Source organism: Companilactobacillus paralimentarius DSM 13238 = JCM 10415 (assembly GCF_001434985.1).
Lineage (GTDB): Bacteria > Bacillota > Bacilli > Lactobacillales > Lactobacillaceae > Companilactobacillus > Companilactobacillus paralimentarius.
Genome location: NZ_AZES01000146.1, coordinates 1 through 14,518 on the forward strand (window position 1 = coordinate 1; position 14,518 = coordinate 14,518).

Genomic DNA, 14,518 nt, shown 5'->3' on the forward strand with positions numbered 1-14,518 from the left:
GTTTTTATTTTGAGCTTTTATTGAAAGTGGCTAACTTGATTATAAAATTCGCCGATTTATCTTTTCTTGAAAATTGGGATGTTTCTAATGTTAAAGATATGAGTTATATGTTTTCAGGAAATTCTAATTTAATGGGACTGGATATTTCTAATTGGAAAACAACTAGCCTTTCCAATGCAGGGTATATGTTTTATAACTCTCGTTTATTAAATGAAGATAATTTAAAAGGGTATCAATCGTTGGTAACCAATAAGGTTACAAATATGGCAGGAATGTTTGGCTTTACGAATTTTAAAACTATTGATTTGTCTAAGTATGATACATCTAATGTTAAGTCAATGGATTATCTTTTTATCAGTGCGAGTAATTTAAAGAAGATAATTGGGAATTTTGATACTAGTTCGGTGACCAGTATGAATTATATGTTCAAAGGGACAAATCTTAGTGATACTGATGAGTTTAATATTGCTGACTGGGATACTTCCAAAGTAACATCAATGGACAATATGTTCAGTGACGCCAAAATACCTGATATTGATTTTTTAAAAAATTGGAATACTAATTCATTGACCAGTATGAACTCGATGTTTTCAGGATTTAGTGGTACAACAACGATTCCTTTGCAAAATTGGAATGTTTCAGAAGTTACAAATTTTTCCAAAACCTTTTATGGCGCAAAAACGTTAACTTATTTGCCGATAGAAAATTGGGATACATCTAATGCAAAGAATTTTAATTCTATGTTTGGTTCGATGACCAGTTTGGAAACGTTGGATCTTTCAAACTTTGATACTACTAAGGCAACCGTAGCTACCGATATTGCCTCAACTAATGAAACTGAAAATAGTAATGTTGATAACATTTTTACTAATGATACTTCCCTTTGGAAAATAGAATTAGGTCCAAAAGTGGTATTACGAACATCATCAGGAATCGCTGCACCTGTTTCAGGAACGATCATTCCAGGTACCTCTTATAAAGCAGATAGTGATAGATGGCAAGAGGTCGATAATGCAAATGGAGGAACTGATCATGTACCGGTTGGTGATTTGATAACTAATGAGGCAATTATGAAGAAATTCTCTTCACCAGGAAGTTCTACCGTAACTTATGTTTGGCAACAACAACCTAAAACTGACGTATCTTTGGAGGTGCCCGACATAGAGTTTGGAAGCGTTTCAAGCTATTCAGGTTTGGTCCTTCGAAAAACGAATGAGTTTTCTATAGAGATCACGAATAGTAATTATCCAGAGGAAGCTATGCAATCGTCTTTATCAGTTTCAATGGAAAGGCCTCTGACAGATATTTCTGATAATACAAAGACTTTAAATAATGTACTGATCTTTAAGGGTAATGATAATGATAATATTCTTTCATCAGAACCAACCGAAGTTTATGATGGAAAAATTGGTGTAGGAACGAATGATTTGAAATGGGATAGGTATCATGGCGTTTTACTAAATATGAATAATGATAAGTATGCACCGAATGGTAATTATTCGACAATCTTAGATTGGACCCTTACGAGTAGTATTTAGAATTTTTGTCAGTAATTAAGTATTTTTGATTCCTTAGCTTAAAGTAGATGTTCTATTTCGTTGAATCTGACTAATAATGTCCTCAACTGAAACATTTTTAATATTATTATCTTTTATGCCTAGTATACATAGTATAAAATTGATATTGATTTTATTCCAATATCAAAAGAGTATAGAATCTAATTTATTTAATTTGTTAAAGGGAGAGGAATTTAAATGATAATTGGTTCACATGTTGCTATGAAGGCACCTAAAATGCTAGCGGGTTCAGCTAGAGAAGCACATAGTTATGGTGCTAATGCAATGATGATTTTTACGGGCGCACCGCAGAATACACGTCGTAAAGATGTTTCAGAAATGAATATTCCAGAAGGTCAGCGCTTATTGAAGCTTTATGGAATTGATCACATCATTGGTCACGCACCATATATCATTAACTTGGGTAATACAGTAAAACCGGAAAATCTTAAATTTGGTATTTCTTTTATGCATGATGAAATAAAACGTGCCGATGCATTAGGAATTGAGGCATTGAGCTTTCATCCAGGAGCACATTTGAAGCAAGGTCCAGATGTTGCGCTCAAACAAATTGGACAAGCGTTGAATGAGGCAATTGACCCTAATCAAAAAGTTTCCATAGCAATTGAAACAATGGCTGGTAAAGGTACAGAAGTCGGGACAAGCTTTGAACAATTAGCTGAAATTTTTGATAATTGTGCTAATAATGATAAGCTGTCAGTAACAATGGATACTTGTCATATGAGTGATGCAGGATACGACATTAAAAATGATTTTGATGGTGTTTTGAATGAATTCGACCATATTATCGGTTTAGACAAGTTATCAGTGATTCATTTAAACGATTCTAAAAATGAGCCGGGCTCGCATAAGGATCGTCATGAGGATATTGGTTTCGGCACAATTGGTTTTGATGCTTTGAATTATGTGGCTCATCATCCACAACTGGAGAGCGTTCCTAAAATCATGGAAACACCTTATGTTAAAAAAGATGAGAATGACAAAAAGGGAATCGCACCTTTCAAACCAGAAATCGAAATGCTTCGTGCGGGTAAGTTTGATCCAGAAATGAAAGAAAAATTAATTCAAAATAATTAAAAAGCTAACTCATTTGAGTTAGCTCTTCTTATACCCATTGAAATTTAATTGTTCCATGATAATAGCTGCTGTTTCCTCAATCGAACGATCGGCTACGTTAATTACAGGACAGTTCAATTTTTCATAGATTTTATTTGAGTAGTCTAATTCTTTTTGAATTTCATCTTCTTCAGAATAAGTGGTGTTGGCATCCAATCCATAAGCAATCATTCTTTGACGGCGAATTTTTTGCAAAACATTCATATCATTAGTTAATCCAACTATCTTGTGGGGATCAACGGCCCATAGTTCGTCTGGAATGGCTAATGAGGGACCAATTGGTAAATTAGCTACCTTGATGTTTTTATTGGCGAGATAGAGCGATAGAGGCGTTTTAGAAGTTCTGGAGATACCCAGGAGAACTAAATCGGCTTCTAAGAAGCCTTTAGGATTTTGACCATCGTCATTAGTTACAGTGAATTCCATGGCAGAAATCATGTCGAAGTAATTTTTATCTAATTCATGTAGAAGTCCTTTTTTGCGTAAAGGCTTTTGATGTGTCATTTGTGAAAATGTACCGATGATTGGATTTAAAATATCGTAATAAACTAGATGATTGTCCTGACAAAATTCATTGATCACATTACAAATTTCGGTTGAAACAATCGTATGTAAAATGACTCCTTGCTTCTCTTTTGCCAAATTTAGGATGTTTTCTAGCTGTGAATTGTTTTTTACGAATGGATATTTTGTATAAGTTGTATCCATATCTGGAAACTGTGCAAAAGCCGCTTTGGCAACGCGCAGAGCGGTTTCACCGACACCGTCGGATAGAACAAAGACATTTAATTTCTCTTTCATAATAAATTCCTCCAAAAAAATTTAAAAAAATATTTGAACATTAACTTCTTTTTGTTATAATAACATATGAACTGCAAGAGCAATAGACAGTTACGTTAGAATGCGGAAGGAGGGATTATCATATGGCAAAAACCGTCGTTCGTGAAAACGAGTCGCTTGATGATGCTCTTCGTCGATTCAAACGTTCTGTTTCAAAGAGTGGTACACTTCAAGAATATAGAAAACGTGAGTTTTACGAAAAGCCAAGTGTCAAGAGAAAGTTAAAGTCAGAGGCTGCTCGCAAGCGCAACAAGAAACGTCGTTAATAGTTTCTTTTAAGGTTAAGACAATTTAAATTGTTTTAACCTTTTTTTTGTCAAAAAAATTCAGCTTTGTGATATCATTCAAGGTAAGATGGAGGTTTGTTTTTATTGACAGAAAAAGTTGAACAAAGTAAAGAAAGCATTCAAATCAAAAATCCTCAAAACGCAATCAGTCTTTTTGGTGTAAATGATAGTAACTTGCATTTAATTGAAGAAGGGTTAAGTGTAGAAATTCATGCATTTGGCGATCGTTTAGACGTTACGGGTGCAGAGGACAATGTTAAGCACGCCGTAAATCTTCTAAATAAATTCATGGAATTAGTCAACAGTGGTGTAACTCTGGGATCAGCCGATATTGTAAGTGGACTAAAGATGGATGAACGTGGTACATTGGATTATTTTGGTGACTTATATAAAGACGAGTTGATCAAAGATTTCAGTGGTAAACCGGTTCGTGTACGTAATTTTGGCCAGAGACAATATGTTAATGCCATTAATCATAATGATATTACTTTCGGTATTGGACCTGCTGGTACTGGTAAAACTTATTTAGCCGTTGTTATGGCTGTAGCGGCCTTGAAACAAGGCAAGGTTCAGAGAATCATCCTTACTAGACCGGCTGTTGAGGCTGGAGAGAGCTTAGGATTTTTGCCAGGTGATCTTAAAGAAAAAGTCGATCCGTACATGAGACCTATCTATGATGCTCTGTATGCGATCCTAGGATCTGATCACACTAGCCGCTTACTTGAAAGAGGTGTGATTGAGGTTGCACCTTTAGCTTATATGAGAGGCCGTACGCTGGATGAGTCATTTGTTATCCTAGATGAAGCTCAGAATACTACTAGAGAGCAAATGAAGATGTTCTTAACACGTTTGGGTTTTGATTCTAAAATGATTGTTAATGGTGATATTTCTCAGATTGATTTGCCAGGTCACACTCGTAGTGGTTTGATTCAAGCACAATCAGTTTTGAAAAATTTACCACACATTGAATTTGTTAACTTCACTTCAGCCGATGTTGTTAGACATCCGGTGGTTGCTGAAATTATTGACGCTTATGAGGATTCGGATAAAAAAGAAAAATAATATTGGGGAATTATTATGGACTTAGAAATTTTTAATGATGATAATTTGATCGACAAAAATAGAGAAAATTGGGTGAAAGATATTGTTCAATTTACTTTTAATCAATTGGAATTAAAGGAAAATACACAACTATCGATTCATTTTGTAACTAAAGATGGTATTCATGATATTAATAAAGAATATCGTAATGTTGATCGTGCGACTGATGTTATTAGTTTTGCCATTAATGATGGTGAGGATTCACTATATTATCTAGAGAATCAAATTCCCGATTTACCAGTTGATTTAGGTGATTTGTTTATTAGTACTGAAATTGTAGCAGAGCATGCTAAAGACTATGAACATTCATTTGATCGAGAACTAGGCTATACAATCGTGCATGGAATTCTTCACTTGAATGGTTATGACCATATCAAGAAAGAAGACGAGAAAGTCATGATTGGTTTACAAGAAAAGATTTTGGGCGCTTATGGTTTAGAAAAATAAAAATTGAAAGAGTGGATAATTGTACTTTGATTATCTGCTCTTATTTTATTTTGAAAAATAAGTGAGCTTTTACTTTTTAGTTTGCGTAATCTCTTGTATTATAAACATAGTAGAAATACAAAAAGGAGACTGAAACTAGTGGAAATTAACGAACAAGAGCTATTTGATATTGCTGATAGGACTATGCAAAATGCTTACACTCCTTATTCTCATTACCAGGTTGGCGCAGCTATTCTTTGTGATGATGACAAAGTCTATTCTGGTGTTAACGTCGAAAATGCATCATTTGGTCTAACTAATTGTGCTGAAAGAACAGCTATCTTTAAAGCTGTTTCGGAAGGCGCTAAAAAAGTTAAGGCAATCGTAATCACTAACGGGACTGAGGAAATGTCAAAACCTTGTGGAGCTTGTCGTCAAGTAATGAGTGAATTTATGGGACCAGATGATATTGTCTTTTTAGCTAATAATCGTAATGACTATAAGAAATATACTTTCAAAGAAATTTTGCCACTAGCATTCAGTGATGAGGATATGAATTAATATGGATAATAAAAATTATAAATCAGGTTTTGTAGCAATTATTGGACGTCCTAATGTTGGTAAATCAACATTTATGAATCGTATTATTAAAGAACAAATTGCTATTACATCACCTAAAGCACAAACAACGCGTAACAAGATTCAAGGAATTTTTACTGATGATGAACGTCAGATTATTTTCTTGGATACACCGGGAATCCACAAACCACATAATGATTTGGATCAATACATGGATAAGGCTGCCATTTCTGCTCTTAAGGAAGTTGATGCTATACTATTCATGACAGAAGCTGGAGAAAAAGCTGGCCCTGGGGACAAATTTATCATTGAAGAATTGAAGAAAGTTAAGGCACCAGTTTTCTTGATTCTAAACAAGATTGATTTGATCAATCCTGATGAAATGATGCCACAAATTGACGAATACAAAGATTTGATGGATTTTGCTGAAGTTATTCCAATTTCTGCAACTAATGGTAACAACGTTGATGATTTGATCGACTCTTTGACGAAGGCTTTGCCAGTTGGACCACAATATTATGCTGATGACCAAATTACTGATCATCCAGAATACTTTATTGTCGGTGAATTGATTCGTGAAAAGATTTTGGAAGATACACGTGACGAAATTCCTCACTCAATTGCTGTCGTAGTTGAATCAATGAACCAACGTAGCGCTGCTGGTAAACTTCAAATTGAAGCTTATATTTATGTTGAACGTGATAGTCAAAAGCCTATTGTTATCGGACGTGGCGGTTCTATGTTGAAGAATATTGGTATTGGTTCACGTATTAAGATTGAACATCTGTTAGGTGAGAAGATTAATTTGAAGCTTTGGGTACGTGTTAAGAAAAATTGGCGTGATGATCCAGCCTTTTTAGCTAGTGCTGGCTATTCATTGAAGGACTTGAATAATTAATGCATCAAACGGCAACTAATTTCTTTGGAATTGTTGTACGACGTCAACGTTATAAAGAACGGGATGCTTTGGTCACAATTCTGACGAAAGAATATGGTTTTAGAACTTTTTTGGTTCGTAGTACGCAAAACTCTAAATCCAAGATATCAGGTTCAGTAATTACGTTTTCATATGGTGAATACTCAGGCGTAGTTCGTGATGATGGGCTGTCATACTTGAATTCGGCTAGTAATATCAAGCAATTTGATGAGATTGTACAAGACATTGAATTAAACGCTTATGCTACTTTTCTATTTGATCTGTATCATGAGGCTTTTATTGATGATCCGGTACCAGATAAATGGTATCGGGAACTCTTTAAGGCCTTGTTGTACATTGATAATGGCTATGATGCACAGATCATTGTCAATATTATGCAGATGAAATTATTAGATGCTTTTGGAGTAAAGCCCAATATGGACGCTTGTGTAGTCGGTGGTGAAACTGAGGGAGTCTTCGATTTTTCGGTTCTTTTAGGCGGATTGATCTGCTCAAATCACTTCGATAATGATATCCATCGTTTGCATATTCCTAAAAGGATCATCTATTTTTTGCGTTTATTTAGCAAAATTAGTTTAGATCAAGTTGGTAAAATTGAAATTAAAGAAAATAATAAAGATTTGATTCAACATGCAATTGATGCGATTTATTTAGGAACGGTTGGATATTATCCTAAAAGTAAGACTTTTATCGATAAAATGAAGCGTTGGCGCTTTTAGCTAATTGACAATCTTTATGAAAATGGTTATATTTGTAATTGTGAAAACAGCGACAGGGGATGGTGGAAGCCCTGATTAAGATTTATGGCGTATAATTTTCATTTGAATATAAAAGAGCAGGACTTTGTCCTGAATTAGGGTGGAACCGCGAATAATCGTCCCTTGCAGAGAGTGCCTAAGTGTACACTGCAAGGGATTTTTTTGTGTTTTGCCTGAAGGGAGAAAACATGGTTAAGAAGTTAAATATACAAGATATGATTCTTACTCTTCAAAAATTTTGGGGTAGTAAGGGCTGCATGTTAATGCAAGCATATGATACAGAAAAAGGTGCCGGAACAATGAGTCCATACACATTCTTACGTGCAATTGGACCAGAACCATGGAATGCTGCTTACGTTGAACCATCAAGACGTCCAGCTGATGGTCGTTATGGTGAAAATCCTAACCGTTTGTACCAACATCATCAATTCCAAGTTGTTATGAAACCAGCTCCAGAAAACATTCAAGAATATTATTTGGATTCATTACGTGCCTTAGGTATTGAACCACTAGAACATGATATTCGTTTCGTTGAGGATAACTGGGAGAACCCATCAATGGGTTGTGCCGGTGTTGGTTGGGAAGTTTGGCTTGATGGTATGGAAGTTTCTCAATTTACATACTTCCAACAAGTCGGTGGACTTCAATGTCATCCAACAACTAGTGAAATCACTTACGGCGTTGAACGTCTAGCATCATACATTCAGGATGTAAACTCTGTTTATGATCTTGAATGGGGCGACGGTGTTTTGTATGGTGATATCTTTAAGGAACCTGAATACGAACATTCAAAATACTCATTTGAAGAAAGTAACCAAGATATGCTTTTCAAATTCTTCGATGAATATGAAAAAGAAGCTAATCGTTTGATGGATCTAGGTTTAGTTCACCCAGCTTACGATTACATCTTGAAATGTTCACATACATTTAACTTGTTAGATGCTCGTGGTGCTGTTTCTGTTACTGAACGTGCTGCTTTCTTATCACGTATTAGAAAAATGGCACATAAGGTTGCTAAAGCCTTTGTTGAGGAAAGAAAGAAACGTGGCTTCCCACTTCTAGCAAACAGTCAAGCAAAGGAGAATGAAAATGACTAAAAATTACTTATTAGAAATTGGATTGGAAGAAATGCCAGCCCATGTTGTAACTAAGAGTGTTAATCAATTTGCTCAAAGGGCAGAGAAATTCCTTAAAGAAAATCGTATTTCTTTTGATTCAATTGAAAAATTTTCTACTCCTAGAAGATTAACAATTCTTGTTAAAGGTATTGCTGATAAACAAACTGATATTGATGTCAAAGCTAAAGGTCCATCTAAAAAGATTGCTCAAGATGCTGATGGCAATTGGACAAAGGCTGCACAAGGATTTGCACGTGGACAAGGCATGACACCAGATGACATTTTCTTTGAAGAACTAAAGGGTGTTGAATATGCTTATATTCAAAAGCATGAAGATGGTCAAAAAGTTGAAGATGTATTGAGCCATATGGATGAAGTCATTAAAGCTATCACATTCCCTACAAGAATGCGTTGGGGTTCATATGATTTCGAATATATTCGTCCAATTCATTGGTTGGTATCTCTACTTGATACTGAAGAAGTACCAGTCAAGATTCTTGATATTACTTCTGGACGTATGACTCGTGGACACAGATTCCTAGGTGAAGATGTTGAAATTGATGACGCTAAGAACTATGTTGAAAAATTGAGATCACAATTTGTTATCGTTGATGCTAAAGAACGTAAACAAATTATTTCTGATCAAATTAGTAAAATTGCTACAGACAATAAGTGGGATATTGATGTTGATGCCGACTTGTTAGAAGAAGTTAACAATCTAGTTGAATTCCCAACAACTTTCTATGGTTCATTTGATAAGAAGTACTTGGAAATCCCTGAAGAAGTCCTAATCACTTCAATGAAGGATAATCAAAGATACTTCTATGTACGTGATCAAAGTGGGAAGTTAGCTCCTTACTTTATCGGTGTTAGAAATGGTAATACAGAACATATCGAAAATGTTATTCGTGGTAATGAAAAAGTTCTTGTTGCTCGTCTAGAAGATGCTGATTTCTTCTTTAAAGAAGACCAAAAGAAGACAATTGCTGATTATGTTGAAAAACTTAAATCAGTTAACTTCCACGTTAAAATCGGTACAATGTATGAAAAAATGGCTCGTGTTCACCAAATTGCTGAATATTTGGCCAAATTATTCAAATTAGATGAAACTGAAACTAAAAATTTATTACGTGCCAGTGATATTTATAAGTTTGACCTTGTAACAAGCATGGTTGATGAATTCCCAGAACTACAAGGTGTCATGGGTGAAAAGTATGCTGAAATTATGGGTGAAACAGAAGCTGTTGCTCATGCTGTTCGTGAACACTACATGCCAATTTCTGCTGAAGGTGAAGTACCTGCAAGTAAAGTTGGGGCAGCCCTAGCTATTGCTGATAAATTAGACTCATTAGTTACTTTCTATGCAGTTGATTTGATTCCTAGTGGTTCAAATGATCCATATGCATTGCGTCGTCAAGCTTATGGTATTGTCAGAATTCTTAATCAATATCAATGGTCATTGAATTTAAATGATCTTCAAGATTACTTGAAGGCTAACTTAACAGTTCCTGCTAAATTAGATTTAAGTAAACATGAAAAAGACATTGATGACTTCATGATTGACCGTGTACGTCAATTATTGAAACAACAAGATATCCGTGTGGATATTATTGATGCTGTTGCTGGTGGTTCAAATGTTGATCCAATCGCTATGATTGATGTTGCTAAAGTGCTACAAAATCATATTGCTGATGATGACTTTAAAGTTATCATGGAAGCATTAGGTAGAATTGTTAACCTATCTAAGAAGGCTAAGTTTGGCTATTCAGACGATTTGACAGTTGACGATTCATTATTTGAAAATCCATCAGAAGCTAAGTTGAAGGAACAAGTAGCTAAAATTAGTGATGATAATGCTGAAGATCTATTCAAACAATTGGCAGCACTACGTCCAACAATTGATTCATACTTCGATGAGAATATGATTATGGCTAAAGATGAAAAGGTTAAGAATAACCGTTTAACACAATTAGTTATTGCTAATAACTTGATTGCTAAACTTGGTGATCTTTCTAAAATTGTTACGAAATAGTTTTATATAAAAAGATAAATCTCTCAATATTCGATCGAATATTGAGAGATTTTTTTTGGAATTAATTAATATATGTATGAAATTTTATTTATTAAAAAATTTACTTTCTTTTGTTGTTTGAATAATGGTTGGTTGTTGCAAATGGATATAGAAAGATGCCATCATGAAACAACATTTGATGACTCAAAAAAATTATGAAAAGTGGTTTTTCAGTAGGTAAAATTTCAAGCATTAATAATATAATTAACCGTAAAGTTTATAATCCTGGATCTTTGGGATTAGAAATTTATTGTTTTGCGAATGATTACATTAGTGCATTTTTATTCACCAAAAGAAGAAATAACGAAGTAATTTTGAATTTGCTTGTAATCTGGTTTACAAAAACAATTTTCATATTAAAATAGTCTAATTACGTGACTTTTGTACTAAACCGTGTATAATAAATAGTTGACAAGCGACTAGTGGTCCCAGTTTGCACTTTTTTGTGGGAGCACTTTTTTATTTCTAGATCGTTAGTGAGCAGTTCAACATGTTTGTTTTCTTGAAATAGATGTGTTAAATTGTGTGCCTGTCTTATAAATATTCTGTGAGGAGGTGTATGCTATGGCAACACGAATTCCTCAGGAATTCATCGATGAGGTTACTGCAAAGACTAATATTGTTGATGTGATTAGTAAGTATGTACAGCTGAAAAAATCCGGTAAAAATTTGTTTGGACTTTGCCCGTTTCATGAAGAAAGAACTCCTTCATTCTCTGTAGCGGAGGACAAACAAATTTTTCATTGTTTCAGTTGTGGTCGTGGTGGAAATGTTTTTAAATTCATTATGGAAATTGAGAATAAGACTTTCCCAGAAGCTATAATTGAAGTTGCTCAAATGGGGAATATTTCTGTACCCGACCAATACCAAGCAAGTACACCATATCAGAACTCTGATAGTCATGTTTTGCTTAAGATGTATGCTGATGCAGCTAAGTTGTACAGCCACATTTTACTAAAAACGGAAAACGGTACACAAGCTTTGAAGTATTTGAATAACCGTGATTTAGGTGAAGATTTAATCAAGACCTTTAATATCGGTTATGCTCCAAATAATAACGATCTCTTATTGCAATTCTTTAAGGGACGGGATGTCAGTGAAGACGTCTTGAGAAAATCGGGATTGTTTGCCGAGAATCAAGAGGGACAATTATTTGATCGATTTCGTGATCGGGTAATGATTCCAATTACTGATGAATCAGGCAATATTATTGCTTTTTCCGGTCGGATTTTGGATAAAACTGCTTCGACAGCTAAGTATCTGAATAGTCCGGAGACGCCAATCTTCAATAAAGGGAAAACATTATTTAATCTGAATAATGCTAAAAAGGAGATTCGTGAAAAAGGCAACGTAATTTTGTTTGAAGGATTCATGGATGTCATTAGTGCCTATAAAGCTGGTGTTACCAATGGTGTGGCTTCAATGGGTACTAGTTTGACAGATGATCAGTTATATACTTTAAGTCGTTTAACTAATCAAATTAATGTTTGTTACGATGGCGATGATCCAGGAGTTGAAGCTACTTATCGAGCTTTGACTCAAATGAATGATAATCGTTTCACTTATGGTGTTATCAGTATTCCCGATAAGAAGGATCCTGATGAATTTATCCGTAGTGAGGGTAATGAGAAGTTTCAGAATTTAACTAATAATGGTGTGCAGACACCAATTTCGTTTATTCTGAATTACTTCAAACGCAACTATAATTTGAATAACGAACATGATCAGTTAGAGTTTTTAAACCAATCTTTGCATGAGATAGTTAAGTTGCAATCACCGGTTGAAATCGATATGTATGTTGGTCGGGTTGCTGACGAAATGGGTGTTTCCAAAGAGGCTATTAACAAGGAATTGGATGCTTTACGTCGACAACAGGCAATTAAAGAACCAGCCAACAATTATAAAGATGTTCAACAGAGAGCTTTAGAGAAAGTAACTTCAAGTGTTAAGCCCAAGTATAATCGTTTGGAGAAATCAGAACGTTACCTATTATATTGGGCAATTAATTATCCCGAAGTTCGTATTAATCTTAAGGGTGATGGATTCAAATTTGTTCATCAGAGTTATCAACGTATTTTTGATAGTTTATTATCTTATGTCGATTCAGACAATGTGGAAGAGGAAATTAATATTTCTGATTTTATGAATGTCTTGGATAATGATGATAAGAATTTGCTAGCCGATTTGGAAATGATGAATATGCCAGAAGAATATAATGATCAAGAAATTGAAGATTATATCAGCAATATCAAAAATTCCAGTCTGGAAGAGCAGATCAAAGAAATTAATGAACAACTAAAAAAGGCGGCGATGGTCGGTGACAATAAATTGCAGTTAGATTTAACTAAGCAATTGATTGAGGTTAGAAGAATTCTTAGCAATTAAGCATACTGGAGGAATATAATATATGGCAACAAAGAAAACAACAGTATCAAAAGAGTTAAAAACTGCTACAAAGAAGCTCATCAAGGATCTTAAGAAAACTGGTAAGATCACTGAAGATGACCTACAAGAAAAGATTATCAAACCTTACAAGTTGAAGGGTGAAGCTCTAAATAACTTCATCAGTGAATTGGAAGATGTTGGTATCGGTGTTGTTGATGACAAGGGTAATCCAAGTAAGCTTGCACTTCTTAAAGAAAAGAGTGAAGAAAAGAAGAGTAAGAAAGAGACTACTACTGCCCCAACAGATATTAAAGTTAATGATCCTGTACGTATGTATTTGAAGGAAATTGGTCGTGTTCCTTTACTTAACGCTCAACAAGAAGTTGATCTTGCTTTGAAGATCGAAAAGGGTGACGAAGAGGCTAAACAAGCTTTAGCTGAAGCTAACCTTCGTTTGGTTGTTTCTATTGCTAAGAGATATGTTGGACGTGGAATGCAATTCTTGGATTTGATTCAAGAAGGTAACATGGGTCTAATGAAGGCTGTTGAAAAATTTGATTACAGATTAGGATTCAAATTCTCCACTTATGCAACATGGTGGATCAGACAGGCTATTACGCGTGCCATTGCCGATCAAGCCAGAACTATTCGTATCCCAGTTCATATGGTCGAAACTATTAATAAGTTGATCAGAATTCAACGTCAATTGCTTCAAGACTTAGGTCGTGAACCACTTCCTGAAGAAATTGGTGCCGAAATGGATATGCCTACTGGTAAGGTTCGTGATATTTTGAAGATTGCTCAAGAACCAGTTTCCTTGGAAACACCTATTGGTGAAGAGGATGACTCACATCTAGGTGACTTTATTGAAGATTCTGATGCTACAAGTCCTGAAGATCACGCTTCTTACGAACTATTGAAGGAACAACTAGAGAATGTTCTAGATACTTTGACAGATCGTGAAGAAAACGTCTTACGTTTACGTTTCGGTTTGGACGATGGTCGTACAAGAACTCTTGAAGAAGTTGGTAAAGTATTTGGTGTTACTCGTGAGAGAATTCGTCAAATTGAAGCCAAAGCTTTGAGAAAATTACGTCATCCTTCTAGATCAAAACAATTGAAGGATTTCCTTGAATAAATAAAATAAACACTCAGTATTCCTGTATAGGATGCTGAGTTTTTTTTTGTAAAATCCAAAAAAGACGTTAATTTATTACATAATTTGATGTTATTAAAATAAAAATATAAATGAATAATTTATTAAAATTAAATCGAAAATTTCAATAACAAGTTAGCCACTTGGACAAAATAAATTGAATCCAA

The 14,518-nt window shown here is 34.7% G+C and carries 13 protein-coding genes; 12 read left to right on the forward strand and 1 reads right to left on the reverse strand.

The annotated features are described in order from the left end of the window. Together FD33_RS11020 and FD33_RS11025 are read left to right on the forward strand one after the other, a co-directional pair. A partial coding sequence (locus tag FD33_RS11020) for a BspA family leucine-rich repeat surface protein (RefSeq protein WP_156407847.1) occupies positions 1–1,538 on the forward strand: 1,538 nt, incomplete at its 5' end. Positions 1,539–1,754: 216 nt separating this feature from the next. Next, positions 1,755–2,654 (forward strand): deoxyribonuclease IV, encoded by a 900-nt coding sequence (locus FD33_RS11025; protein ID WP_025085763.1) that lies wholly within the window; start codon positions 1,755–1,757, stop codon positions 2,652–2,654. 18 nt (positions 2,655–2,672) lie between these two features. On the opposite strand, the gene FD33_RS11030 is transcribed toward FD33_RS11025, so the two are convergent. Continuing rightward, on the reverse strand, positions 2,673–3,494 hold the full coding sequence (locus FD33_RS11030; protein ID WP_025085762.1) for a pyruvate, water dikinase regulatory protein: 822 nt from the start codon (positions 3,492–3,494) through the stop codon (positions 2,673–2,675). Between the two features lie 122 nt (positions 3,495–3,616). On the opposite strand from FD33_RS11030, the gene rpsU reads away from it, so the two are divergent. From rpsU to rpoD, 10 genes are all read left to right on the forward strand, one after another. Beyond that, entirely contained in the window at positions 3,617–3,799 is a 183-nt protein-coding gene (gene rpsU / locus FD33_RS11035; RefSeq protein WP_010019742.1) for a 30S ribosomal protein S21, read from the forward strand. Positions 3,800–3,904: 105 nt separating this feature from the next. Continuing rightward, a complete protein-coding gene (locus FD33_RS11040; protein WP_025085761.1) occupies positions 3,905–4,882 on the forward strand; it encodes a PhoH family protein in 978 nt (325 codons plus the stop codon). Between the two features lie 15 nt (positions 4,883–4,897). After that, entirely contained in the window at positions 4,898–5,368 is a 471-nt protein-coding gene (gene ybeY, locus FD33_RS11045) for an rRNA maturation RNase YbeY (protein ID WP_025085760.1), read from the forward strand. Between the two features lie 81 nt (positions 5,369–5,449). Continuing rightward, the gene (locus tag FD33_RS11050; RefSeq protein ID WP_373887535.1) at positions 5,450–5,908 is read left to right on the forward strand and encodes a cytidine deaminase; all 459 of its coding nucleotides are present in this window, start codon (positions 5,450–5,452) and stop codon (positions 5,906–5,908) included. 1 nt (position 5,909) lies between these two features. Next, on the forward strand, positions 5,910–6,824 hold the full coding sequence (era, locus tag FD33_RS11055; protein WP_056955975.1) for a GTPase Era: 915 nt from the start codon (positions 5,910–5,912) through the stop codon (positions 6,822–6,824). Further along, positions 6,824–7,582 (forward strand): DNA repair protein RecO, encoded by a 759-nt coding sequence (gene recO, locus FD33_RS11060; protein ID WP_025085758.1) that lies wholly within the window; start codon positions 6,824–6,826, stop codon positions 7,580–7,582. The genes era and recO overlap by 1 nt, the downstream gene beginning before the upstream one ends. A 227-nt stretch (positions 7,583–7,809) precedes the next feature. Continuing rightward, the gene (gene glyQ, locus FD33_RS11065) at positions 7,810–8,718 is read left to right on the forward strand and encodes a glycine--tRNA ligase subunit alpha (RefSeq protein ID WP_034544297.1); all 909 of its coding nucleotides are present in this window, start codon (positions 7,810–7,812) and stop codon (positions 8,716–8,718) included. Then, positions 8,711–10,771: a glycine--tRNA ligase subunit beta gene (gene glyS / locus FD33_RS11070; protein WP_025085756.1), complete on the forward strand. Its 2,061-nt coding sequence runs from the start codon at positions 8,711–8,713 to the stop codon at positions 10,769–10,771. The genes glyQ and glyS overlap by 8 nt, the downstream gene beginning before the upstream one ends. A gap of 603 nt (positions 10,772–11,374) precedes the next feature. Then, the gene (gene dnaG / locus FD33_RS11075; RefSeq protein ID WP_025085755.1) at positions 11,375–13,195 is read left to right on the forward strand and encodes a DNA primase; all 1,821 of its coding nucleotides are present in this window, start codon (positions 11,375–11,377) and stop codon (positions 13,193–13,195) included. Between the two features lie 22 nt (positions 13,196–13,217). Continuing rightward, positions 13,218–14,333 carry an RNA polymerase sigma factor RpoD gene (gene rpoD / locus FD33_RS11080; protein WP_025085754.1) on the forward strand — a complete coding sequence of 372 codons (1,116 nt, stop codon included), beginning with the start codon at positions 13,218–13,220 and terminating at the stop codon, positions 14,331–14,333. Positions 14,334–14,518: the final 185 nt, after the last annotated feature.